Origin of the sequence: Marinobacter sp. KMM 10035 (assembly GCF_046537445.1) — a bacterium.
GTDB classification, from domain to species: domain Bacteria; phylum Pseudomonadota; class Gammaproteobacteria; order Pseudomonadales; family Oleiphilaceae; genus Marinobacter; species Marinobacter sediminicola.
The window spans coordinates 2616967-2640086 of the sequence record NZ_JBBVMG010000001.1; the positions used below are offsets into that span (position 1 = coordinate 2616967).

Below are 23120 nucleotides of genomic sequence, written 5' to 3' on the forward strand. Positions count from 1 at the left end.
ACCCAGAGGACAGCCATATGCGCAGTAATGACAAGATCACAGGGCTGGTGACAGTAACATTCGGGGTTTTGGTAATAACCAACTCCAGAGGGCTGGCAAACCTACCGCAGCAGGATTATGGGGCGGGAACCTTCCCCATCGTTATTGGAGGGCTTTTGATCGCGTTTGGAGGACTTTTGACCCTGAGGGGATTGAGCAGCAGCGCTCCCCTGATGGTCTGGGTTAACGACGTCCCGATCAAACGCTTCTACCTGACCTTGCTGGCAATTATCGCAGCAATAGTCGCGTACATATTGCTGGTACCGGTTGTTGGATTTCCTATTGTCTCTACTGTTCTGTTGAGCCTTCTACTGTATGGCTTTTATCGTCAAAACTGGATGCTAGCGGCCGGTACAGCAGTAGCTTCAACGGCTGTCATCTGGGTTGTTTTCGGCCGCCTTCTCCAGGTGCCGCTCGAACTGGGTATTCTGGAAAAGGTGGTCTACTAATGGATAGCTTTCTGGCAGCGACTACGCTCGTGTTCACCTGGGATGTGATGCTTATCGTTATTTCGGCATCCGTTTTCGGATTATTTATGGGTGCGATTCCTGGGCTTACGGCGACAATGGCAACAGCGCTATTAGTGCCGGTCACTTTTTTTATGGAACCGCTACCTGCCATTGCAGCAATTGTTTCAGCGACAGCCATGGCTATCGTCGCTGGCGATCTGCCCGGCGCCCTGCTGCGCATGCCCGGCACACCGGCATCTGCGGTATACACCGATGAAGCCTACCTCATGGGCAAGCAAGGCAAGATTGGTGTCGCGCTTGGCCTCAACATTGTTTGCTCAATGCTTGGCGGCATCATTGGCGTAGTATGCTTAGCGATGCTTGCACCACTTATTGCTGATTTTGCAATCAAGTTTACAAGCGATGAGTACTTCTGGCTCGCACTGCTGGGGTTATCCTGCGCTATTTTGGTTTCAGGCGGCGACCGGCTCAAAGGCGTGATTTCGATGCTTGCCGGCTTGGCTATCTCAATGGTTGGCATGGACAGCGTTTCTGGCCAAGCTCGCTTCACCATGGGTAGTTATGACCTGCTTGCTGGCATCTCCATTTTGCCAGTGCTGATCGGTTTGTTTGCTATCTCAGAGCTCATTCGCCGGATGCCGGAAAGTCATAACCTGCAACAAGAAGTGCAAACACGGGTCAAAAAACCCTTTGCAGGTGTCGGCCCCCTACTTTGGAAATATAAGTTCGGCGTAGCACGAGGCGGCGTGCTGGGAACCTTGATAGGCGCTCTTCCTGGAGCAGGTGCAGATATCGCCTCGTGGATTAGCTACGCCATCGCCCGCAAATTTTCGCGTTCGCCCGAGAAATTCGGCACGGGCCACCCGGAAGGGCTGATCTCTGCGAGCTCGGCCAACAACGCATCACTATCCGGGGCGTATATCCCTGCGCTGGTATTCGGCATCCCCGGCGACGCTATCACCGCGATCATCATCGGCGTTTTAATGACGAAAGGCATTACACCAGGGCCAGATGTTTTTGTTAGCGAAGCCCCGCTGGTGAACGCGATTCTGCTGGTTTTTATTATCGCCAACTTGCTCTTGCTTCCCCTTGGATTCCTGGCCATCAAAGGGGCACGACACATACTCTCAATACCCTCCGGGGTGCTCTTTCCCCTAATTCTCATATTCTGCATGGTGGGCGCTTTCGCTGCGAACAACACGATGTTCGACGTTTGGATTATGCTGGCCTTCGGACTACTTGGTTATGTAATGGCCGAAAATGATTTCCCGGTCGGGCCCTTAATACTGGCCGTGATCCTTGGCCCCATCATTGAGAGTAACTTCATGCGCTCAATCATTAAGGCCAACGGGGACCTAACGGCCTTTGTTGATCGGCCGATTGCAATAACGCTAGCGGTTGCCGCTGCCTTGATCTGGGGAATGATTGTGGCAAACGGTATTGCCTCTAGCCGGACTAAAAGCAGGTTGTCCTTCAATTAGTAAGCAGGGCTACTCTGAACCACGCGGGGTTTGTGTAGATGCACCCCCCACTTTTAGTGTGGGGGGGTACCGGGCAACCTAAAGAGCTGGTCGCCTCAAAAGTATTTATCAAGATTATAGCGCACACGCTCCCCCCGATCGGTGATTGCCCCTTCGGGGAACACAGAGAACGAAGGACGGATGTTCGCTTCCTCAAGCGGCTCGCCACTGAGCAGCCTGTCAACTTCCTTCTTGCAGATCTCTCTACTGCGGTTATTTATATCGCTGTTCTCGTAGTATTTCGTTTGCAAACGCTGATCGTTGTGAAATATATAGCAAAGCACATTATGATCAAACACTACATAGTCTTTCTTCTGAATCGCGTAATCGGAATAACTAACAAGCTCCGAAACGATACTAACCTTAAGGCCATCATCGGAGAAAAAGCTCTTTAACTGCTCGGCTTCATTCGGTGGAAATTTATAGGCAACCCCGGAGGCATTTACGGATAGCTTTGAAAGAAACCTATCGGAAGACCGATAGGTCGTATGGTTCAAGAGAACCATATCCCTTACCGGTTCAATTATGGGTGGCGTCGACGCGCCCTGGAAAAACGTTCTATACCGACGCAGGGACCCATCATTATCAGGGTAGGTTGAATAAGTAAGCGCATCGATGTTTGGCACTCGAACATCTTCAAGGCTATAACTCTCGCTTTCGAAATCGTAATCACTGAACTCTGCGAATCCCTCGATAACGAATACGGCATTATCTAACAATGACTCTCGGGATTTACGTTTTTCTTTAAGATCCTCGATTATAGCGCTTCTTGCTCTTACTGCTTCAAATTCATTGATATTTACCCATCGCTTTTCATCAACTGATACGTCCATAAAAACATCGGCCAAAATATCGGGCCGAAATTCTGAGTCGCCGTCTTTAATCAAATAAAGCTGATGCCAAAAAGAATCGCTGTGATTCAGGAAAGCGATATTCTCCAAGTCATATATTTTTGTTGCTCCATCCTCATTTTCAACAACGCCCGGGTGAACCCCCAAAATTGATTTTGTGCTCGCGCAACCAGCCAGCAAAAAACACATTGAAAGTAAAAAAACCGCTCTCACTCATCCACTCCTCTTTGCTCGTGTTTTCACTTAAAGGTTATATTTCAGCCAGGATACTGACTGCGGCCTCCGGGATCCGATGCCGCATGATTCATATGGCTAATCATGAGCACGATCATGCGCCAGATTAACTCGAGGAAAAAGGGAGACTCTGTAAAAGTTTGTTATTTAACTGGTTGTTTTTTATAAACTTGCTTCTTTCAACCTGCCTAAACTGACCTCGAGCGGGATGGCGGGGACACGCACTATTAGATCGGTTTTAAGGTTTTCGATCATTACGCCCACTCTCTCTGAAATTTATAGGAATTTTCATTTTCAGAATTGACCTAACGGAGAAATTAAAGCAAACCACTGTATATAAAAACAGTAATTAGGTGTAATATGCCCGTCACAGTTCTTGGCGACCATAAGTCGCTCGCTCAAGCGTGGAGGAAACCTATGACGATGTCTCACCCCATCTCTTTTGTTACGGTTCGACGCCAGTTCGATTTCCGAAGCATAGAGGTCGGTCGCTGGGTGACGCCTTCAGAGCGGGATCGAGCTGCTGATCGGTTTTACCGGGCTCTGTGTGATCTTATGGCAATTCTTCAGGGGCCCGAGAGCCTGATATCCCTTCGTGGATCTCTTGGCATGCAATACGGCATTGGTGGTCGGCCCGGGGTATCCGCTCACTACATTCCATCAACCCGTCAGCTGGCACTCGCAAAGAACGCCGGCGCCGGCAGCCTTGCGCATGAGTGGTTCCATGCGTTTGATCATTACATGGGGAATAGAGCCTTTCACGGTTTAGGTAAGCTTGCGTTTGCCTCCAGCGGCTGGCTCGGTAGCGCCAAGCAGAAAAAGCACCCTCTAAACAGCCTGCTCAGCACCTGCTTTAAAACAATTCTGCTGACTGAAGACGGAACATCACCTAGCCCCCTGTTTCAGGCATCCAAGGAAGCCGACAAGCAACTAAGGGTGCTGTACTACGCAAAACCAGAAGAGCTTTGCGCCCGGGCGTTTGAGGCGTTCATCGAAGACAGCACACCCAACAACTCTTTCCTGGTGCGCGGTACTGTGTACTCCGATGAAGCTAGTGCAGGCCTTTATCCAAATGACGTGCATCGCCAGCGGATCAACGACGCATTTCAAGACTATTTTTCTGCCCTGGGTGCGGCCTTGTATCGGGAACAGGCGAAAGCGGGATAGAGCGCGCATGGCCCGACCACGCTAATGCATTTACCCACTCTGTCCTCAACGGCTAAACGATGGGTAGTCCTTACGCGCCTCGGAGCGTCGGAAACTGTCAAACGCCTCAATCTCCCATGGGCGCATGGCCATCAACAGGCTCACCCCGAAACGATGCTCCAAGGGCAGCGCAAGATCTTCCTCATGGCAGTGCCTAAACTCCAGAGCCAAACGCTTGAGTTTCTGCTGAACCAGCTCGTTGGACTGAGCAGACAGCATGCCACTCACAAACAGTCGCAATTCACCAGGCTGATTAAACCGGCATTTCAGAAAATCCTGCTGCACTTCAGCCTCGAAAAAGCGCTGTATAGGCCCGCCCGGCTGCCAGGCGAAATCATGACTGAGCAACAACTTGAATCGGTTACCGGGTAGCAACTCCAGTACCCCCATACGATCCAGCTTGGCGAGATAACCAATCAAATCGGTTTCAGGCACATCGTAAACCTGATGGATCTCCTGAAACTGCCAACGGTTCATGGCGCAGACTGCCACCAGTAACAGTCGTACATCCGACACCAGTTCCCGCTCTTGCTCCAGACTCAGCTGCTCGACTTCAAGCTCTGGCGACAGCTTGCGAACAACATCACTGATCTCCATCCCCATCAGTGCGCAAATTTGATCAAGACGCTTGAGCGAAAACTGCTTCTCAGAAAACAAACGCTTAACACTCGCCTCCGAGAGATCCAGAGCCTCAGCAACGTCTTGATAGGTCAGGCCATGAGACCGTAGCTGCCGTTTAAGCTCACCAACAATGGCACTGGTTTGCGCCATGATTCACCTCCCATTAGGTTCCCACTCGAAAAGGTATCACTATTCGATACCTGATAGATACGGTAGCAATACCTTTGGGGATTCACTCGCGACGCATCCAGTGATAGCGCAAAGTTCGGCTGTCCCAACAACAAAGCCAACGAGGAAAACATCATGGATAGCGAACTGAAGAGCAACTCAAACTCCTGGGTATTTTTTGTGAAGGTTTCATTCGCGATTGCACTATTTGCCGCCGCTGCGGGCGTGGTGCTTGCGCCCGTTGATATCGTGATAAAAGGTTACATGGCGATCAGCGCTCTGTTTCTCGTCAGCACCACCATCACATTATCGAAAACGCTGCGTGATGAGCACGAGCAACACCGAATCGCGAACCGCATTTCCGAGGCTCGCACCCATCAGCTGCTAAAAGAATACGGGGAGTAACACCATGAGTATCTGGCGCAAAATGAACACGCTATTCAGAGCATCAGCCCACGAACCAGTCGCAAGGCTGGTAGACGCGAACGACATTCGCATCTTTGAACAGGAACTGCGGGACGCCGAGCAAGCCATTGCCCGATCAAAGCGAGAGCTGGCGCACCTTATGGCTGAGAAAACCCGGCTGGATCGCGACAACACCGGCCTGCAAGCTGCTATTAGCAAACGGGAGCAGCAAGCCAGCCAAGCATTGGAGCAAAACGAAGAAACCTTGGCGCTGGAGCTGGCCAACTTGATTGCAGAGGATGAAACCGTACTGCAACGCCAGCAGCAACAGCACGCAAAGCTGCAGCAACAGGAAAGCGAGCTGCGCCGCCAACTAAGGGATTCCGGCCGTGCGCTGAAACACTTCTACAGTGAAATGCGTCTGGCGAAAGCCAACCGACACGCCGAACAGATCACCCGCCAGCTTCGGGGCCACGCAACGGGATTACACAGCTACATGGAAGACCTGAACGTATCAGCCGATCGGATTCGTGCCCGGCAAACCGAGGCCGAGGACGTAGAAGCCGCTTTGACCGAGCTGGATGAGGAACAACAGCACGGTGACCTGGATGCCCGCTTGAAGGCCGCCGGCATCGACAACGGAGTGAGCGATGGAGCGAAAGTTCTGGAGCGATTAAGGGCTGCGCAGGCTCAGATTGGGCAGGCTGACAACAGCCAGCCTCAACCATGAGTGAATCGAGTCAGGCTGCCGTGTGGTGGCCTGACTCCGCAGAAAGTCACAACCTCACCCGCTTGTAAAATATAACAAAGATTAACACAGCTTTGCATGAAAGAACTGACGCTTGCCCATACACTGAGTGACGGATTATTAATCTTGAACAACCCTTGATTTGAATGAAAAATAATCAGCTTTCGCTATATGTGGACAAGATTTAAGTAGGCCGGCTTTATTGGCACCCAGGGACCAGTTTTTGATCGGAACCAAAACGCTCACAAAGAGCACAACTGAAAAAGGAAGCGAAATGGAAAGTACCAATGTTACAAGCGTCGGCACTGAAACAGTTCAGGCATCCACCGGCATCAATGAGTCCGAGAAGCAATTTGCATTAATTGTTTATATTCTTCAGGCCGTCAGCATCTTTATCGGCATCACAGGCATAGTCGGGGTGATTATGAACCATGTTAAAAGCGGTTCATTAACTGACCCTGTCGTTAAATCCCACAATAGCTGGCAGATCCGCACTTTTTGGTGGATGTTCCTGTGGAGCGTACTGTGCATAATTCTGACAACAGTCACGTTTGGTATTGGCGCAATTCTGTTCCTCGTTCCCATTATCTGGTACATCTACCGAGTTGTTAAAGGCCTCCTGCGCCTTAATGAAGGCAGCTCAATCTAAAACGAAATAGCCGACCTGAAAAAACCACTGATTCCCGAAGAGTCAGTGGTTCAGTCCCCGCCAAATACCCCGCCGCGGCCACCCCGGAGAAGCTACTCCAATTGTAGTGGTCAACACCTAACTACGGCGGCAATCCCATCGTCCATTCGGATACGCACTCTATTTAGCAGTAAGTGGTTCAGAATAGCCCACAGAGTTCTGCAACTGCTGATGGAGACTTTGAGGATGCGGTAGTGAAGCTGATCAGGAACTGCGGCCTAATTTAAATGGCGAGCTAGGATCAACCCTTTGACAATAATCGATTTCGCCATTAATACGCCGGCTCTGACCGAAAAATGCTAAGCGACTGAAAACAAGGAGAAATAATGGAGGCGCGGGTCGGAATCGAACCGGCGTACGCGGAGTTGCAGTCCGCTGCATGACCACTCTGCCACCGCGCCTAAAAAGATCGAAGGAATCGAGTCTTTGTGCTCTCAGGTTGGCATTGAGAGACTTGAGGAAATTGGAGCGGGAAACGAGATTCGAACTCGCGACCTCAACCTTGGCAAGGTTGCGCTCTACCAACTGAGCTATTCCCGCCTCAAGCTTATCGAAGCAATGCCCCGACAACGGATGCGTATTCTACGGATTACGGCCCTTTCGTCAATACCTTTTTTTAAGTTTTTGTTTTAACGGATGTTTTTGAGCGTTTTTTAACCAGAAACACTCTGGATCTTCAGTGCTTCGAGGTCTCTTGGCTCAACGCCCAGATCCCGCCATTTTTCAGGATGACAGGTAAACAACAATATCTGGTGGCGTGTGGCTGCGTCAAACAGGATGCGTTTCATGCCATCCAGCCGCCCTGCGTCGCTGTGTACAAGGGTGTCATCCAGAATGATCAGCGTGGGTCGCCCTGCCTCCTGCAGCAGGTCTGCATAGGCCAGGCGACTGATAAGCCCCATCTGTTCCCTGGCGCCAAAGCTTAGCTCGGCCATCTGCCCCAGCTCGCTTCCCCGGCTGAATTTGCCGGGCATCAGGTTTTCGTCAACTTCCAGGCTGGCTTCGGGGAACAGAACGGTCAGGTAATGATCCAGATGTTTCTGCAGCGGCGCCTGCAACCGCCGAGTAAGAGCCTGTCGCTTCTCAATTAACAGGTTCAGAAGAAGGTCTAACGCCTTTGCTCGCCTATCGAGTTCCAAATATCGACGGTTGGCGTGCTCCAACTCTGCAACCAGTTCGTTATGCTTCTCTTCAAGCCCCTCCGCACCCCAGGCTTCAAGCCTTGCACGAATTTCGCTCAGTTCCAGGGCCCGCTTCTGTTGGGCAGCTTCCTGGTGCTCAGCAGTAGCGCGGTAACGCGTTATGTCTTGCTTCAAAAGCTCTGGACGAGCTTCTCGAATCAGGGTTTCACGGTCTTTCAAGGAGGCTTCGAGTTCTGCGTTCTGCTTTTCGGCAGTAGCAATATCGCGAGCTATGCCTTCTATCTGTGATTGGCGCTCTGGGCTGTTCAGCTCATCCTGCATGCGTTGCCATTCCCGCATTGCCGTTTCGCTAACGTAGCGGGCTTTATGCAGCAGGCCTTCCTGATTCCTCTGCCCGGCCTCCGCTTCCGTCAATCGTACTTCCGCTTGTTTTAGCTCCGCCTCTGCTTGGCTGAGCGGCTTGGCGACAACAGCGGACGCTGCAGCTTCTGGCAAGGCTTCAAGCTCAGTGGTTCGGGCGAGCAATTCGGACTCAATCTCAGATCGGTCAGAACCAAGCTGGTCGACGCCTTTGGGCGCCAGGGATCTCAGAAGGTCATCAAAGCGCTGTATCTGTGCTTCAGCATCTTGAAGTCGCGTCAGCTTCAATTCCGCCGCCTCAACAGACTCAACTGCCAGCTCTGTGAGCTGCTGCGTCACAGATTGCGCCAACCGCTCGAGCTGTCGTCGGAGGCTGGCAAGATCGGCGCCACCGGGCTGAATGCCAAGGTCACCGATACCTGGGATCGCGAGCACGCCTTGCTCCAGCAGAAGCTTCTCACCCTGCCCCTCAACGCTCTGCCCATCCAGATCCAGTGATGCGCCTGGCTTCAGGTTCCAGGTAACACGGGTGGCTACGGTTTGGATTCGAATATTCGCATCGTCAAGTTCACGTTGATTCTTCTTTAGTTCTCGTAATGCGCCGATATCTATGAGGTTTATCTTTCTAGTATTTCGTGCTAAGTCCAGCGAAACCTGAATGCCTTTGGCCTCTTCCTGGCGTTGTTTCAGTTGCGCCAGATCCGCTTTCAGTCTGGCGCAGTCCTTCTCCAGGCGCTCCCGTGTATCTCTGAGATGGGCCTGCTGCACGGTTTGATTGGCAAGCTGGTACTGGCTGCGCGCTGCTTCAACCTGCTTAACCAACTCAGGGCTGGCGAGTTCTTCCTGCTCGAGTTGTTGTTTTGCCTTGAGATAACTCTGATGACGCAGCTCGAGCTGATCACTCTGATTGCGCCAGTGAATCTGGCTTTGCTGAAGCAAGGAGAGGTTTTGCTGAATCTGTTTTTGCGACTCGATTCCCCGAGCTTGTTGCTCCTGCAGCGCCTCAACTTCACGGTATTTTGTTTCTGCCAACTGCATCTCGCGCCGAGCCTCTTCCCATGGGCGTTCGCGATTGGCTTGTTCATGTTCAGCGGCCAGAGTCCCCAATCTATCCACTTGAGCCTGGTATTGCTCAACCCGTGATTTCAGGTCCGATACCTGTTGTTGCAGTGTCTCCCGAGTATTCGCGAGCTCCAGATAGTCGCCTCTTGGTCTCCCGGTTGAAGTCAGCAGTTCTTTGCGCTGCTGCTCCACGGCCTGGATAATTTCATCACCGCCACTGCTGGCGACTTCACCTACCAGGTTGTTCAATGCGGATTTCAGGTGTCCACCGGCGTGCAGTACGGCGTTCTCAATGTTTTGCCCGGTTCCCTGTTCAACCCAGAGCAAGCCCGGGATTCCCCAGTGCTCTTCTTTACTGGCGCCCTTTTTGGGGAACTGGTAGCCCAGCAACTCAGCCAGTTTTTCTTCGGCTTCTTCGCCGCTGAAGGTTTCGTCATCTACCTTCAGATCACAGCGATGACGCTTAAGGAAACGCTTGTCCAGTTGCCAGTGCTTGCCCCCGTGCTCAAATATCAGTTCAACTGTTGGCGCGGCAGAAGAATCGCCCCACGGGGCCAGTTCATCAGCGGATTTGGACCGGTAACGATCAAAGAAGGCGGCGCGAATGGCGCGAACCAGCGTGCTCTTACCGGATTCGTTAGGGCCGTGAATCAGGTTAATGCCGGGCTGCAGGCTATTCAGCTCCAGGCCTTGCCTGAATTGGCGAAACTGCTCAACACGTAAACGCTGGAGTTTCATTGGGCCACCTCCGCGTCTTTTCGTTTGAGCAGGCCTGCAAGAATGCCGAGCGCGTCCCGTGCTACGGCAGCCTCCTCATCTTCTTCAGTCGTCTGTTGGCTCTCCCTCAGTTCTTGAACCACTTCCCCGAGGTATCCGTCTGCACGCAACTCGGCAATGTCGTCTTCGGTGGGCTCCAACTGCAAACCACTTCGATCACAGGTAACACTGCGGTAGCGGGCTTCTGCGACAGACAGTGCTTCGGTCAGTTTTTGGTCGCCGGCCAGTGTGAGTGTGCCGGTAAGTTTCAGGTCTAGAACCGAAGCCTCGGGCAATTGGCCTATGCGAATCAGCAGTTCGTCCAGATCGGATGGCACAGATAGAGTCTCCCGCCACTGGTGCCATTGATAGCGGGCGGTTTCATGGCGGGTCACTTGCGGTGTCGCACCGGGGTTTTCGATATCAACAGTCAACACGTACCCGGCATCGTTATTGCGAAAACGCTCAGGTTCCGGCGTACCGCTGTACCAGGTTCGTTCGTTTATTTGCTTAACGCCGTGCCAGTCGCCCAAGGCTAGGTAATCCAAATTAGCTGTTGTGGTTCTGTCGGGGGCGATGGGGTTGGTGGAATCAATTTCGTCCGGCAGCAAGCCTTGAACGCTGCCGTGGGCCAAACCTATGCGAAGCAAATCGGGAGGGGTTCCCATTTCAGCAAATGGCTGGGTCAGGTCGCCATAGGTGTGTCGCTGGGTTAGAGGCGCAGACAAAACTGCAATGCCCTGCTCCGGCAAGGATGTCACACCCGACTCAAGTGCCAGGTGAACGTTCGAAGGAACGGCGCCAAGGCGCTTTGCGCGAGTCCACACACTCTCGGCAAGTGCCGCATCGTGGTTGCCTGGCAGCATTACCCAAGGGCCAGCGAAACCTCTGGTGGCATTAAACACGCGCCTGATGGTGCGATCAGACACTGTTTGGGCATCGAACACATCGCCTGCAACCAGTACCGCATCGCACTGGTGTTCAGTGGCCAGCGCCGCCAGCCGCTCGATGGCTTCATATCGTGCTTCAACCAATGCCGCGCCATCTTCGGCGTCAAACCGGCTGTAGGTTCGGCCCATCTGCCAGTCTGCTGTATGTAAAAACTTTGGCACCTGCGTTCTCCTTGCCTCTTACCATTGCCAACCGCCAGCATGGTACACTTTATTCAACTCAACGGGGTGCCGGGCAAATGCCGGGCTGAGACCATACCCGCGGAACCTGATCCGGATTATGCCGGCGAAGGGATTGAGCACTCACCACCCTCGGTGGGGCCCGCGACATGGCTGCCAATTATGGCCACCCTTAACTTGTTGCGGAGGTTATACCACCATGCTCATCCGAGCGTTTGCACTGTTTCTGCTTGCTTTGGCGTTTGCGCCTGCACACGCCCAAAAGGCAGCCACCCTTACCGTGTATACCCACCCCTCTTTCGCCGCAGAATGGGGCCCGGGGCCAGCCGTTAAGGAAGCCTTTGAGCAGACGTGCAACTGCCAGGTCAACTATGTGGTGCTGGACAGCGGTGGTGACATTCTCCAACGCCTGCGCCTTGAGGGCAAAAGCACTCAGGCCGATGTGGTGCTGGGCCTGGACACCGCCACCATGGAAACAACTCGACAAACAGGCTTGTTGGCAAACCACGAAACCGATCTTTCAGCCCTGAACCTGCCCATCAACTGGCAAGACCCGGTGTTTGTACCATACGACTGGGGCTACTTTGCATTCGTTTACGATACCGAACAGCTGCCTAACCCACCAAAAAGTCTGGAAGCACTGATCGCTGCCCCTGACGACCTGAAGATCATCATCCAGGACCCTAGAACCAGCACCCCCGGCCTTGGATTGCTGCTCTGGATGCGCTATGTATACGGCGACCAGGCGGCCGAAAAATGGGCACAACTCAACGGCAAGATTCTCACCACAACCAAAAGCTGGAGCGACGGCTATTTCTCGCTGTTCATGAATGGCGAAGCGCCGATGATTCTTTCCTACAGCACCTCCCCGGCTTACCACATGGCCGTAGATAAAACAGATCGTTACCAGGCCGCTCAGTTCGAAGAGGGTCACTATCTGCAAGTTGAAGTGGCTGCCTTGGTTGATTCATCCGATCAGAAAAAACTCGGGCGTGAGTTTCTCGACTTTATGCTGAGCGCGGATTTTCAAAGGCACATTCCCCTTAAAAACGTGATGTACCCGGCTACCGATCTGGGCGATGAATTGCCATCTGTTTTCGACAAGCTGATTCAGCCAGAAGAAGCGCTGTATTTTGACCCCAAAACCGTAACCGATAACCGCCGCCAATGGATGAACGAGTGGCTGGATGCCATGACACGGTAATCAAGGCCCATGAGCAGTCTCGCCAAGCGCCAGCAACACGCTTTACCTTCGCACTCGACACCCGGGCGGCCTGCACCTTTCAGCCGCCCCGGGTGGCAGCTCTGGCCCGGGCTTACGATCGCCAGTGCGCTGGTGCTGCTTTCGGTGGCGGGGCTGGGCGCGCTTATCTGGGAGGCTTCACTACCGGATATCAGCCAACTCTGGCAAAGCCGCTATTTGCGAACCGTGGTTACCTTTACGATTTGGCAGGCGTTTCTTTCTGTTTTACTCAGTCTTCTTGTGGCTATTCCGATTGCCAGAATCCTCGCCAGACAACCTGCGTTTCCGGGGCGTGCTGTTCTGCTTCGGTTGATGGAGCTGAGCCTGGTGCTCCCTTCGATTGTTGCGGTGTCTGGATTAGTTAGCGTGTACGGGCGCCAGGGTTGGCTCACTGGCTTTGCCAGCGACTGGCTTGGCGTTTCCTGGAACCTCTACGGCATCAACGGCATTGTGCTGGCCCATGTGTTTTTCAACGCGCCGTTGGCCGCACGGATTCTGTTGCAGGCCATTGAAGGCGCGCCGCCATCACAACTCAGGGTTGCCGCCCAGCTCGGGCTTGGCCGTTGGTGGTATTGGCGAGCGGTGGAGTGGCCTGCCATCAAGCCTGTCTTGCCTGGTGTTGCGGCGTTGGTATTCACATTGTGCTTTACTAGCTTTGCCATAGTGATGACCTTGGGCGGCGGCCCAGCGGCAACCACCATTGAAGTTGCCATCTACCAGTCTTTGCGATTCGAATTCGATTCCGGCCAGGCAGCACTACTTGCCATGGTTCAACTTATTATTTGCGGGTTCCTCTGGTGGCTGGCAACCCGCCGCGGGCTTACGGCTTCCCTACTGCCAGACAGGCGCGTTGCGTCGCACCGAACCAAAGCAGGCAGCTCCCTCCAAGCGCGCTTGGCAGATGGCACCGCCCTCGGATTGTTTGTGCTCTTTCTGGTAATGCCGCTTTTGGGCATTTTGACTAGGGGGCTTCCCGGCATGGGCAGTGCTTTCTTTCCGCAAGGCAGCTTCTCGGTTAATCCAGCCTTACTTGACGCCACAGTGAGAAGCCTGGCAATCGCCCTGCCCGCCGGGTTGATGTCTGTATGCGCAGCCCTGCTGATTCTGGCTTCCGGAACAACGTCGAAGAGACCCGCTATCACCCGATTAACTGATGTAGCTGCGTATTTACCCCTAATTATTCCACCGCTGGTTCTTGGCACAGGCCTGTTTCTACTTTTCCGCCCTAGCCTTGGCAGCTCAAGTGAAGGGTTGGTGCTGGTTACGCTAATCAACGCGATGATGGCTCTGCCCTTTGTATTGCAGATGCTCAAAGGCCCACTGGGGAGCCTCGACTCCGCCAGCCGCCAGCAAGCAGATCAGCTTGGCGTGCTGGGCTGGTATCGCTGGCGATGGCTGCACTGGCCAAGAATGCGCAAGCCATTGGCTTTAGCCATGGCCTACGGCACAGGCTTATCGCTGGGCGACTTCGGGGTTATTGCGCTGTTCGGCACCCCGGGCCAACCTACCCTGCCAGTGTTGCTGTATCAGCAGCTTGGCAGTTACAGAATGGATGCCGCAGCCGCCACCGGGCTCTGGCTTGTGTTGCTTTTGCTCGTGCTGTTTAGCGTTTTTAACAGGTTGGGATCACCGTTACACAAAACCGGTTTGGCGACTAAATCACCCAGACGTGTTCCGGAGCCTGAACATGCTTGAAGTAAGAAATCTGATATTTGCATACCCGGATCAGGAATCTCCATGGAATTTTCATTTCACCGTGGAGCCAGGGCAGTGCATTGCGATTCACGGCGCCAGCGGATCGGGCAAGTCCACACTGATGAACCTGCTGGCAGGTTTTCTTGAGCCACAATCCGGCGACATCCTTTGGCAGGACGAAAGCCTGCGCCAACGCGCACCCTGGCAACGACCAATCACTAGCGTGTTCCAGGAGCACAACCTGTTTGAACACCTCAATGTTGAGACGAATATTGGCCTTGGCATCCACCCGGGGCTAAAACTCACATCCGAGGATCAGCAGGCTATCGAACAGGGACTGGACAGCGTTGGTCTTGAAGGTTTTGGCAAGCGCTTACCCGGAGACCTTTCTGGAGGCCAGCGGCAGCGTGTAGCCTTATTACGGGCGTTGCTGCGCCAAAAGCCGATACTGCTTCTTGATGAACCACTTACGGGGTTGGACAGCGATGCGCGGCATCTTCTTCGACAATTGCTGCTAGAAGAGAAAGCTCGGGGTACACTCATTGTGCTGGCCAGCCATGATAAGGAAGACCGTAAGCTACTGGCAGATAGCGTTCACAGACTCTAAGCTAGTAAGCTAATAAACCAACCTTTGGAATTCTGACACCCGTGCCCAACAGTGCCAGTTCCCCGGAACATGAAAAGCCCTCATCGCATCACGGTCGGCCAGGATCTCTGGCGAGTGAGAATGGCTACCTGCTTGTTCAGGGCGATTGGACTCTGGCTGACTATAAAGCACTCAAGAAGCATATTGAGGCCAGTTCAGGCCAACAGTGGGCCGCAGAACGAATCGACCTGAAAGGTCTGGGGCAAGTTGATACAGCCGGTGCATCGCTTCTGGCCACCCTGCTGGGGCCGAACACTCTCATTGCGCTGACAAAACGGGATGACCACACCCCGACTACCCTGCCCCGGGAGCAACGTGCACTTCTGTATGCAGTGGCAGATGCAATGCGAGAAGAGCCACCCCCTGAGCCTGAAGGTCTTACGCCGGTTGTTGAGTTTCTCACCGAGACTGGCAAGAGAGTTGCGGCCGTTTGGCACCTGGCTTACTTGTTGTCCGGATTTGTTGGGCAGATTATCGCAACGCTGGTGGTTATTCTGCCGCGACCCAGTCGCTGGCGTGTCACACCGTTCGTCGCGGCGATTCAGAATACCGGGCTCAACGCACTTCCAATTGTTGCTCTGCTTACGTTTCTGGTTGGCGCCGTAGTCGCCTTCCTGGGCGCCACGGTTCTCAAAGATTTTGGCGCTACAATCTACACCGTCAATCTCGTCGCCTTCTCATTTTTCCGCGAGTTTGGCGTTTTACTTGCGGCCATTTTGCTTGCAGGCCGAACAGCCAGCGCCTTCACTGCCCAAATAGGCGCCATGAAGGTAAACGAAGAGTTGGATGCTATCCGCACCTTGGGGCTGGATCCGGTTGAATTACTCGTTATTCCACGAATTCTGGCCATGATGGTCAGCCTGCCTATTCTGACGTTTGTGGGCGTTATCGCCGGCTTGGTCGGCGGTGGCATGGTCTGCGCGCTTGCTCTCGATATTTCTCCCACTCAATTCATGGCGATTGTAGAACGTGACATTGCACTCAAGCACTTCCTTGTAGGCATGTCGAAAGCGCCAATTTTTGCTTTTTTGATCGCGGCCATTGGCTGCCTGGAAGGGTTCAAGGTTGGCGGCAGCGCTCAATCCGTTGGTATTCACACCACCTCCGCCGTGGTGCAGTCGATTTTTATGGTTATTCTTCTCGATGCGGTAGCTGCACTCTTCTTCATGGAAATGGGCTGGTAAACCATGGCAGAGCCAATCATTCACGAAACCAAAAGTCGCCCTGCGCCGGTTATTGAAGTGCGAGGGCTTGATAACCGGTTTGGCAGCCATGTTGTCCACAAAAACCTGGATCTGGATCTCGTCAAAGGCGAAATTCTGGGCGTTGTAGGCGGCTCAGGAACGGGTAAATCGGTACTCCTGAGAAGCATCGTAGGTTTACTTAAGCCTTCGGCTGGCCGTATACGGGTTTTTGGGAAAGATCTCGGTGAGCTCAGCGCAGTAGAACGTTCGAAAACCGAGCAACGGTTTGGCGTTTTGTTCCAAAGAGGCGCGCTGTTCACCTCGTTGAATCTCCTTCAGAATATTTCCTTGCCATTGATTGAGCACTGTGACCTGTCCCGCCCGGATGCAGAAGAGCTTGCCCGCATGAAGCTCGCCTTAACGGGCCTTCCGGCGAATTCTGCCCTTAAGTACCCATCGGAACTCTCTGGAGGCATGGTCAAGCGCGCTGCCTTGGCTCGGGCGCTGGCGATGGATCCGGAAGTTTTGTTCCTGGATGAACCAACTGCAGGGCTCGACCCTATTGGCGCGGCCGCGTTTGATAAGCTGATCGTTACCCTCCGGGATGCGTTAGGGCTGACTGTGTTTTTGGTCACCCACGATCTGGATACGCTGTATACAACCTGCGATCGAGTGGCGGTGCTGTCACAAAAGAAGGTTCTGGTGGCAGACACCATCGAAAACGTTGCCGCTACAGACGATGCATGGATTCAGGACTATTTTCAGGGCCCCCGCGGGCGGGCCGCCAGTTACGCATTTCGTGCTCTAGATACGAGCCGGTTACCGGAGTAAGAGGCTATGGAACCAAAAGCACACCATCTGATAATCGGGCTATTTACGCTCACCGCGGTGATTGCGGCATTGTTGTTCGCATTGTGGCTGGCAAAATCCTCTGCGGATCGCGAGTGGTCGTACTACGAAATTGTATTCGATCAAGCCGTGGGTGGTCTCTCCAAGGGTAACCCGGTTCTTTATAGTGGCGTTGCCGTGGGCGATGTACTGGAGCTAAAACTGGATCTGGACAACCCTGGCCATGTTCGGGTTCTGGTTCGCGTCGAACAGACAGTTCCTGTACGGGAAAATACCCGCGCGGGTTTGGTGCTGGCCAACATTGCGGGCAGTATGAGCGTGCAGTTCAGCGGGGGCAGCAAAGATAGCCCGGTGCTGATTGGCACCCGAACCAATCCGGCGCAAATTACCGCCGAACCTTCAGCGTTTAAAAGCTTACTGACCAATGGTGAAGCAATACTGACCAAGGCGGAACAACTGCTTACCAGCGCAAACACGCTGCTTTCGAACGAAAACACCGAGAACCTGACAGCGATTTTCCGCAACACCCGCGAAGCCAGTGAATCTTTGTTAGGCAGCCGTGAACAGTTGGTGGCCCTGCTAGCACGGATGGATGATGCAAGTCAGCGTGCTGCTGAAGCCGCACTGAAGGTGTCCAGGGTGTCGGATAACGCCAACGCTCTGTTGCAGAACGAAGCAAAATCGGTGCTAACCAGTATGAACTCAGCCATGACCCGAGTTCAGGAAGCGGTTGTGCGTATCGACGATCTAACCAAAAAGAACGAAGGCGCTCTGGATTCAGGGCTCCAGGGAATGGGCGAACTAGCGCCTGCACTTAGAGAACTTCGTGGCACCTTGAGAAACCTGAACCAATTTACCCGCCGTCTGGAAGAAGACCCCAGGGGTACTCTCTTAGGTGCCCCAACAATCAAGGAGGTGTCCCGGTGAGCCGTTCAGTTATACAGAAGTTTAAGGCTGCGGGTATCGCGTTGGCGATTTCAGGCTCAATGGCCGCTTGTACGGTATTTCCTGTACCAGAAGCGCCGAGGGTTATGGACTTTCCCACCCCTCATACACTCAACGGCAACACCGCCAGCAGGTCTGAAAGCCTGCGAATTGATACCCCGATGGCATCCGACCCATACAACAGCTCGCGGATTCTGGCAAAACCTCTTCCGTGGGAGTTCAGGGTGTATGGGGGAGTGCGATGGCGAGATACGGTACCGATCTTAGTGAGGGACATGCTGGCAGGTGCATTCAGGGCCAGCGCAAGCTTTCAGCATGTGGTCATGGACCCTGCTCCAGGCAGTGCAGATCTAAGCCTCTCAACAGAAATCAACGCCTTCCATGCGATCAATCAGGGTGACAGCGCTCGGGTAACCCTATCGGTATATGGGCAGTTGGTTGATAACCGGTCACAGGCAATTCTGTGCTCAAACAGCTTCACTGTATCTACACCGGCTGAAGACACGAGCATTGAGGCAGTGGTACTAGCCTTTGGTAACGCGGGAGAGCAGCTTGCAAATGAGCTTATTGCCTGGGCAACAAACTGCGACGCTAACCCGAGCTAGTCGTTCTCAGGGAATAGATCTGGCCACGCAGCTTTGATATACAGCCCCATAGACCAGAGGGTTAATATGGCGGCGATATACAACAGCCCCACGGCAATATCTGAGAGCAGCTGGCCAGGGGGGAATGCCAGCAAGCCAACAATCGACGCCATCTGCGCAGTGGTTTTAATCTTGCCGATATAAGACACAGCAACACTTGCCCGGCTGCCGATTTCAGCCATCCATTCACGCAAGGCGGAAATCACAATTTCACGGCAGATAATCACCGTGGCTGGAATGGTCAGCAAAATTGCCGAGTATTCCTGAATCAACATCGCCAATGCCACTGCCACCATCAATTTATCAGCAACCGGGTCGAGAAACGCGCCGAACGGCGTGCTCTGGTTAAGCTTGCGGGCAAGATAGCCATCCAACCAGTCCGTTGCCGCAGCCAGCGCAAAAATTGCTGCACTAACCATATAGCTCCAATGCATGGGAAGATAAAACACCGCCACAAAGACCGGAATCATGATGATGCGGGAGAGTGTGAGCAGGTTCGGTAAATTCATACGGTTATTACTCGTCATGCAATGCTGCGTATATGTTTTCAGCCAATGATTTGCTGATGCCCTGAACCTTGGTCATCTCATCAACACTGGCTTTGCGTAGTTCCTGTATACCACCAAAATACCGAATCAGTTCCCGGCGCCTTTTGGGGCCAACTCCTTCAATACCTTCCAGGGTAGACTGGCGGCGCTTCTTGTCGCGCCCTTTACGGTGCCCGGTAATCGCAAAACGGTGGGATTCATCCCGTATGTGCTGGATCAGGTGCAGCGCCGGAGAATCGGCAGGTACACGGAACACATCACCGGTCATCGCATCGATCAACTGCTCCATACCTGCGCGCCGGGTTACGCCCTTGGCCACACCGATAAGGGGGATGTCAGAAACCCCAAGCTCATCAAATACTTCCCGGGCAATGCCTAACTGCCCCTTGCCACCATCAATAAACACGAGATCCGGGCGCTTGCCCTCACCTGCAACCATGCGGCGATACCGACGGGTCAACACCTGGCGCATGGCATCGTAATCATCTCCTGCCTTCACGCCTTCAATATTATACAGCCGATAGTCGCTTTTTAGGGGGCCATTCTCATCGAAAACAACACAGGATGCGACTGTGTGTTCGCCGTGGCTGTGGCTGATATCAAAACATTCCATTCGCGACGGCGTTTCCGCCAGTTCCAGCATGTCTCGTAGTGCCAGCAAACGACGGTAAACGGTTTCCTTGCTGGCGATATGGGTAAGCAGTGTTTGCCGGGCATTGGTCATTGCCAGTTCCATCCATCGCCGGCGCTCTCCGCGAACATTACCACGAATGCGGGTCTCCCGATTGGCTGCATCGGAAAGCGCTTGAGCCAGCAATTCCTGTCCATCAACTTCCACCGGAACCAACACGTCTTTGGGGATTTCCCGGCGCGTGTTGCCCCCGAAATAATACTGGCCGAGGAATGCGCTTAACAGCTCGCCTTCTGACTGCTCGAGAGAATAGCGGGGAAAGTAATCCTTGGTGCCCAACACCCGGCCGCCACGGACGATAATGACCACAACACACACAACGCCAGCATCCTGCGCAATGGCAACCACATCCGCGTCTCCGCCTTCGCCATCCACCGATTGCTGTTCCTGTACATGGCGCAGATGATTGATCTGGTCACGGTAGGCTGCAGCCTTTTCGAACTCGAGGCCTTTGGCAGCCGATTCCATGGCGTCCATCAAATCACGAATAATGACCGGGTTCTTGCCTTCAAGAAACATGGTGGCATGACGGATGTCCTGCAGATAGTCCTCTGGCGAAATATACCCCACACACGGCGCCGTACAGCGGTTGATCTGATACTGAAGGCAGGGGCGCGATCTGTTCTGAAAATAGCTTTCACTACATGATCTTATACGGAAAACCTTCTGTAATACATTAAGGCTTTCCTTGACTGCACCGGAACTCGGAAACGGCCCATACCAGGTACCTCCGCCCTTTTTGGTACGCCCACGCCGAAAGGTCAGCGAGGGGTAATCACTGTGGGCAGAAACGTAGATATAGGGGTAGGATTTATCATCCCGAAGCAGGATGTTGTATGGCGGGCGCAGAGACTTGATAAGGTTCTGCTCTAATAACAGAGCCTCTGTTTCGCTGCCGGTAATAGTGACTTCTATGGAGGCGATCTTCGCGACCAAAGCTTCCGTCTTGGGCGCCAGGCCGGTTTTTCTGAAATAGCTGCTAACGCGCTTTTTCAGATTACCGGCTTTGCCTACATACAGAACAGCGCCGGCATCGTCATACATTCGATAGACGCCGGGCCGTTCGGTTAGCTGTTTCAGGAAGTGCTTGCTATCAAACCCCTCGCTGTTCTCAACGGAGGCGTCAGACCTTGTGGGCATCGAGCAACCCAAGCCTTACTGCCATCAGGGCCAACTCAACGTCGCTGGAGATCTCCAGCTTTTCAAAAATCCGATAACGGTAGCTGTTAACGGTTTTCGGGCTAAGGCAGAGTTTGTCTGAAATATCCTGCACCTTCTGGCAGTCCACGACCATCATGGCTATCTGCATCTCGCGCTCAGACAGACGATCAAACAGCGATAGTTCGCCCTCTTCTTCCTTGTCGCCACCTAATTGCTTCAGGGCCATTTTCTGAGCGATTTCAGGGCTGATATAGCGCTGGCCAGAATGAGCCATACGAATAGCGCGAACCATTTCCCGAATATCCGCACCTTTGGTGATGTAGGCGGAGGCACCGCTTTGCATTACGCGGGCTGGATAGGGATCGTCTGCGCAGGCAGTTACCACGATCACTCGGATAGTGTCGTCGATTCTCAGAATGCGTCGGGTAGCTTCCAAGCCTCCAATGCCTGGCATCCGAATGTCCATTAATACGATATCCGGGCGTTCTTTACGCACGAAGTCGATGGCGTCTTCTCCGGATGGGGACTGGCCAATAACATCTATATCGGGATCGTCCGCGAGCATCCGGGTTATCCCGGAACGAACCAGCTCATGGTCATCTACAACCAATACCCTGATCAAATTTCACCTCGCAAACCGCTTCAAAGAACTGCGCGATTGTACCGGTTACGGTCGCCCCCGGGTAGGTGCAAACCGAAATACTCTTTGAGGTTGAGTGCTCATTCCGGTACGCCAAGCCCGGCAGTGTTCTCTACCGGATCAAACCACACCACCAGATCACCCTCCTTGATAGCAGCCTGTACGCGGCTCAGTTCTGCCATGGGGTTTTCGTTATCGTTTAGACCATGGTAGCGAGTACAGTACTCTTCTGCCAAGCCAAGCAATTGATCCTCCGTTAACAATTCATTGTCTACAATGAACTTTTCCTCACGGGGATCGGATTGTGGCTGGTGCCCGGCTTCATAATTCATAGTATCTCCTGTTGGGGCCACTATACCCACTTTCAAAATTCGGATCGATTCTCTATCATCTTTCACTTTCAGAACGTTTGGATGCTAATGAACTCTCTGGTTTTTCGCCTCACACTGCCCATTTTTTTTGGCTACCTCCCGCTCGGCATGGCTTTCGGGGTACTGTTCACAACCCAGCTGGACTATGCATGGTGGGCAGCACCACTGATGGGCGTAGTCATCTACGCTGGTGCCGGCCAGATTCTTGCAGTCAGCCTTTTAGCGGCCAGCGCCGGTTTGCTGGAAGTATTCATCGCGATGTTTGTACTCAATGCCCGCCATCTTTTCTATGGCCTGTCTCTGCTCGGGCAGTTCCGACGGGCAGGCTGGCGCAAGCTCTATCTGATTTTTGGTCTGACCGATGAAACCTACTCACTACTTACAAGCCGCCCGCGCTCACAGGACACACTAAAGGAACTGGACATTGATTTCCGAATAACGGCATTCAATCAGGTTTACTGGGTCATTGGCTGCATTCTTGGCGCTCTTCTGGGCCGAAACGTAGCGTTTGACAGCACAGGTATCGAATTTGCCCTTGTTGCACTGTTCATTGTGCTCACAATTGAACAGCTCAAGGCACTGGGGGATGCGTTCCCGGTATGGGTTGGCGCAGCGGCGGCAGGGGTAGCCATGATAGTACTGCCACCTGCACACCAACTCATTGGCGCCATTGCGATAGTGACCGCGGTACTTTTACTCCAGTATCGTAACCTGCGTGCCAAGCCTGCTGCGGAAGGCCACAGCCATGTCTGATACCGTTTATCTCACAGCCTTCATTGCGGTTGCTGCCGCTGCGACCTTCGCAACGAGAATCATTCCGTTTCTGTTTTTCGAACGCCATACCGAGCACCCTCTGGTAAAGCACCTTGGGCGCTTCCTGCCTGCGGCAGTTATGGCGTTGTTGGCTACGGTATTTTTACAACGTTCGGCTGATTGGGATGCTTTTTTACCCGGATTTGATGCAATTCTTGCGGGAGCTCTAGTAGTAATCGTTCATCTGTGGCGACGCAATGCCCTGCTCTCTATTGCTGCAGGCACAGCAACCTATATGGTGATACGCCAGTCGGGGCTATTGGAATCCGGGGTTATTGGCTAAGGCTTTG

At 53.3% G+C, this 23120-nt stretch carries 23 protein-coding genes, 2 tRNA genes and 1 riboswitch; of the genes, 15 read left to right on the top strand and 10 right to left on the bottom strand.

The annotated features are described in order from the left end of the window. Positions 1 to 17: 17 nt before the first annotated feature. Positions 18 to 488, top strand: a complete 471-nt coding sequence (locus AADB16_RS11750; RefSeq protein WP_309044435.1) for a tripartite tricarboxylate transporter TctB family protein — start codon at positions 18 to 20, stop codon at positions 486 to 488. After that, complete coding sequence (locus AADB16_RS11755; RefSeq protein ID WP_410803477.1) at positions 488 to 1990, top strand: tripartite tricarboxylate transporter permease; 1503 nt, start codon at positions 488 to 490, stop codon at positions 1988 to 1990. Before AADB16_RS11750 ends, AADB16_RS11755 begins: the two co-directional genes overlap by 1 nt. 95 nt (positions 1991 to 2085) lie before the next feature. On the opposite strand, the gene AADB16_RS11760 is transcribed toward AADB16_RS11755, so the two are convergent. Beyond that, the gene (locus AADB16_RS11760; protein ID WP_410803478.1) at positions 2086 to 3093 is read right to left on the bottom strand and encodes a hypothetical protein; all 1008 of its coding nucleotides are present in this window, start codon (positions 3091 to 3093) and stop codon (positions 2086 to 2088) included. A 438-nt stretch (positions 3094 to 3531) separates the two neighbouring features. On the opposite strand from AADB16_RS11760, the gene AADB16_RS11765 reads away from it, so the two are divergent. After that, positions 3532 to 4281: a CLCA_X family protein gene (locus AADB16_RS11765; protein ID WP_410803480.1), complete on the top strand. Its 750-nt coding sequence runs from the start codon at positions 3532 to 3534 to the stop codon at positions 4279 to 4281. A 45-nt stretch (positions 4282 to 4326) separates the two neighbouring features. On the opposite strand, the gene AADB16_RS11770 is transcribed toward AADB16_RS11765, so the two are convergent. After that, positions 4327 to 5091, bottom strand: coding sequence for a helix-turn-helix domain-containing protein (locus AADB16_RS11770; RefSeq protein ID WP_410803481.1), 765 nt, complete (start codon positions 5089 to 5091; stop codon positions 4327 to 4329). Positions 5092 to 5244: 153 nt separating this feature from the next. Between AADB16_RS11770 and AADB16_RS11775 the strand changes: the two genes are divergently transcribed. The 3 genes from AADB16_RS11775 (at position 5245) to AADB16_RS11785 (ending at position 6911) form a co-directional block, all read left to right on the top strand. Next, a complete protein-coding gene (locus AADB16_RS11775) occupies positions 5245 to 5514 on the top strand; it encodes a YiaA/YiaB family inner membrane protein (protein WP_200204705.1) in 270 nt (89 codons plus the stop codon). 4 nt (positions 5515 to 5518) lie between these two features. Continuing rightward, a complete protein-coding gene (locus tag AADB16_RS11780; protein ID WP_410803483.1) occupies positions 5519 to 6244 on the top strand; it encodes a PspA/IM30 family protein in 726 nt (241 codons plus the stop codon). Positions 6245 to 6485: 241 nt separating this feature from the next. Then, positions 6486 to 6911 carry a DUF4870 family protein gene (locus tag AADB16_RS11785; RefSeq protein ID WP_410803485.1) on the top strand — a complete coding sequence of 142 codons (426 nt, stop codon included), beginning with the start codon at positions 6486 to 6488 and terminating at the stop codon, positions 6909 to 6911. Between the two features lie 366 nt (positions 6912 to 7277). Here the strand turns inward: AADB16_RS11785 and AADB16_RS11790 are convergent. From AADB16_RS11790 to AADB16_RS11805, 4 genes are all read right to left on the bottom strand, one after another. Continuing rightward, positions 7278 to 7351 (bottom strand) — tRNA-Cys (locus tag AADB16_RS11790). 63 nt (positions 7352 to 7414) lie between these two features. Then, positions 7415 to 7490: transfer RNA gene (locus AADB16_RS11795), tRNA-Gly, on the bottom strand. A 113-nt stretch (positions 7491 to 7603) separates the two neighbouring features. Continuing rightward, positions 7604 to 10252, bottom strand: coding sequence for an AAA family ATPase (locus AADB16_RS11800; RefSeq protein WP_410803487.1), 2649 nt, complete (start codon positions 10250 to 10252; stop codon positions 7604 to 7606). Continuing rightward, complete coding sequence (locus AADB16_RS11805; RefSeq protein ID WP_410803489.1) at positions 10249 to 11382, bottom strand: metallophosphoesterase family protein; 1134 nt, start codon at positions 11380 to 11382, stop codon at positions 10249 to 10251. Before AADB16_RS11805 ends, AADB16_RS11800 begins: the two co-directional genes overlap by 4 nt. Positions 11383 to 11434: 52 nt before the next feature. Beyond that, a riboswitch (TPP riboswitch) is annotated at positions 11435 to 11532 on the top strand. A gap of 67 nt (positions 11533 to 11599) precedes the next feature. On the opposite strand from AADB16_RS11805, the gene thiB reads away from it, so the two are divergent. From thiB to AADB16_RS11840, 7 genes are read left to right on the top strand one after another with little or no spacing between them, the layout of a single operon-like run. Further along, positions 11600 to 12604, top strand: a complete 1005-nt coding sequence (thiB, locus tag AADB16_RS11810; RefSeq protein WP_410803491.1) for a thiamine ABC transporter substrate binding subunit — start codon at positions 11600 to 11602, stop codon at positions 12602 to 12604. A gap of 9 nt (positions 12605 to 12613) precedes the next feature. Next, positions 12614 to 14338: a thiamine/thiamine pyrophosphate ABC transporter permease gene (gene thiP, locus AADB16_RS11815; protein WP_410803493.1), complete on the top strand. Its 1725-nt coding sequence runs from the start codon at positions 12614 to 12616 to the stop codon at positions 14336 to 14338. After that, a complete protein-coding gene (locus AADB16_RS11820; RefSeq protein WP_410803495.1) occupies positions 14331 to 14945 on the top strand; it encodes an ATP-binding cassette domain-containing protein in 615 nt (204 codons plus the stop codon). The genes thiP and AADB16_RS11820 overlap by 8 nt, the downstream gene beginning before the upstream one ends. 41 nt (positions 14946 to 14986) lie before the next feature. Continuing rightward, a complete protein-coding gene (locus AADB16_RS11825; protein ID WP_309044418.1) occupies positions 14987 to 16168 on the top strand; it encodes an ABC transporter permease in 1182 nt (393 codons plus the stop codon). Between the two features lie 3 nt (positions 16169 to 16171). After that, a complete protein-coding gene (locus tag AADB16_RS11830) occupies positions 16172 to 16999 on the top strand; it encodes an ABC transporter ATP-binding protein (RefSeq protein WP_309044417.1) in 828 nt (275 codons plus the stop codon). 6 nt (positions 17000 to 17005) lie between these two features. Beyond that, positions 17006 to 17944, top strand: coding sequence for an MlaD family protein (locus AADB16_RS11835; RefSeq protein ID WP_410803497.1), 939 nt, complete (start codon positions 17006 to 17008; stop codon positions 17942 to 17944). After that, complete coding sequence (locus AADB16_RS11840; protein ID WP_410803499.1) at positions 17941 to 18567, top strand: ABC-type transport auxiliary lipoprotein family protein; 627 nt, start codon at positions 17941 to 17943, stop codon at positions 18565 to 18567. The genes AADB16_RS11835 and AADB16_RS11840 overlap by 4 nt, the downstream gene beginning before the upstream one ends. On the opposite strand, the gene pgsA is transcribed toward AADB16_RS11840, so the two are convergent. The 4 genes from pgsA to AADB16_RS11860 form a co-directional block, all read right to left on the bottom strand. Next, entirely contained in the window at positions 18564 to 19115 is a 552-nt protein-coding gene (gene pgsA / locus AADB16_RS11845; RefSeq protein ID WP_298449479.1) for a CDP-diacylglycerol--glycerol-3-phosphate 3-phosphatidyltransferase, read from the bottom strand. The two genes, AADB16_RS11840 and pgsA, sit on opposite strands and share 4 nt — an antisense overlap. Before the next feature lie 7 nt (positions 19116 to 19122). Further along, entirely contained in the window at positions 19123 to 20985 is a 1863-nt protein-coding gene (uvrC, locus tag AADB16_RS11850; RefSeq protein WP_410803501.1) for an excinuclease ABC subunit UvrC, read from the bottom strand. Further along, positions 20969 to 21628, bottom strand: a complete 660-nt coding sequence (uvrY, locus tag AADB16_RS11855) for a UvrY/SirA/GacA family response regulator transcription factor (protein ID WP_309044413.1) — start codon at positions 21626 to 21628, stop codon at positions 20969 to 20971. Before uvrY ends, uvrC begins: the two co-directional genes overlap by 17 nt. A 98-nt stretch (positions 21629 to 21726) precedes the next feature. Next, on the bottom strand, positions 21727 to 21978 hold the full coding sequence (locus AADB16_RS11860) for a hypothetical protein (protein WP_410803503.1): 252 nt from the start codon (positions 21976 to 21978) through the stop codon (positions 21727 to 21729). An 87-nt stretch (positions 21979 to 22065) separates the two neighbouring features. Between AADB16_RS11860 and AADB16_RS11865 the strand changes: the two genes are divergently transcribed. Further along, positions 22066 to 22770 (top strand): AzlC family ABC transporter permease, encoded by a 705-nt coding sequence (locus AADB16_RS11865; RefSeq protein WP_410803505.1) that lies wholly within the window; start codon positions 22066 to 22068, stop codon positions 22768 to 22770. After that, complete coding sequence (locus AADB16_RS11870; protein WP_410803507.1) at positions 22763 to 23113, top strand: branched-chain amino acid transporter permease; 351 nt, start codon at positions 22763 to 22765, stop codon at positions 23111 to 23113. The genes AADB16_RS11865 and AADB16_RS11870 overlap by 8 nt, the downstream gene beginning before the upstream one ends. Positions 23114 to 23120 lie beyond the last annotated feature (7 nt).

Bases quoted from the DNA above. Each gene is read 5' to 3' on its own strand.
- AADB16_RS11750 (WP_309044435.1), top strand. From the start codon at position 18: ATGCGCAGTAATGACAAGATCACAGGGCTGGTGACAGTAACATTCGGG.
- AADB16_RS11755 (WP_410803477.1), top strand. From the start codon at position 488: ATGGATAGCTTTCTGGCAGCGACTACGCTCGTGTTCACCTGGGATGTG.
- AADB16_RS11765 (WP_410803480.1), top strand. From the start codon at position 3,532: ATGACGATGTCTCACCCCATCTCTTTTGTTACGGTTCGACGCCAGTTC.
- AADB16_RS11770 (WP_410803481.1), bottom strand. From the start codon at position 5,091: ATGGCGCAAACCAGTGCCATTGTTGGTGAGCTTAAACGGCAGCTACGG.
- AADB16_RS11775 (WP_200204705.1), top strand. From the start codon at position 5,245: ATGGATAGCGAACTGAAGAGCAACTCAAACTCCTGGGTATTTTTTGTG.
- AADB16_RS11780 (WP_410803483.1), top strand. From the start codon at position 5,519: ATGAGTATCTGGCGCAAAATGAACACGCTATTCAGAGCATCAGCCCAC.
- AADB16_RS11800 (WP_410803487.1), bottom strand. From the start codon at position 10,252: ATGAAACTCCAGCGTTTACGTGTTGAGCAGTTTCGCCAATTCAGGCAA.
- thiB (WP_410803491.1), top strand. From the start codon at position 11,600: ATGCTCATCCGAGCGTTTGCACTGTTTCTGCTTGCTTTGGCGTTTGCG.
- thiP (WP_410803493.1), top strand. From the start codon at position 12,614: ATGAGCAGTCTCGCCAAGCGCCAGCAACACGCTTTACCTTCGCACTCG.
- AADB16_RS11820 (WP_410803495.1), top strand. From the start codon at position 14,331: ATGCTTGAAGTAAGAAATCTGATATTTGCATACCCGGATCAGGAATCT.
- AADB16_RS11830 (WP_309044417.1), top strand. From the start codon at position 16,172: ATGGCAGAGCCAATCATTCACGAAACCAAAAGTCGCCCTGCGCCGGTT.
- AADB16_RS11835 (WP_410803497.1), top strand. From the start codon at position 17,006: ATGGAACCAAAAGCACACCATCTGATAATCGGGCTATTTACGCTCACC.
- pgsA (WP_298449479.1), bottom strand. From the start codon at position 19,115: ATGAATTTACCGAACCTGCTCACACTCTCCCGCATCATCATGATTCCG.
- uvrC (WP_410803501.1), bottom strand. From the start codon at position 20,985: ATGCCCACAAGGTCTGACGCCTCCGTTGAGAACAGCGAGGGGTTTGAT.
- AADB16_RS11860 (WP_410803503.1), bottom strand. From the start codon at position 21,978: ATGAATTATGAAGCCGGGCACCAGCCACAATCCGATCCCCGTGAGGAA.
- AADB16_RS11865 (WP_410803505.1), top strand. From the start codon at position 22,066: ATGAACTCTCTGGTTTTTCGCCTCACACTGCCCATTTTTTTTGGCTAC.
- AADB16_RS11870 (WP_410803507.1), top strand. From the start codon at position 22,763: ATGTCTGATACCGTTTATCTCACAGCCTTCATTGCGGTTGCTGCCGCT.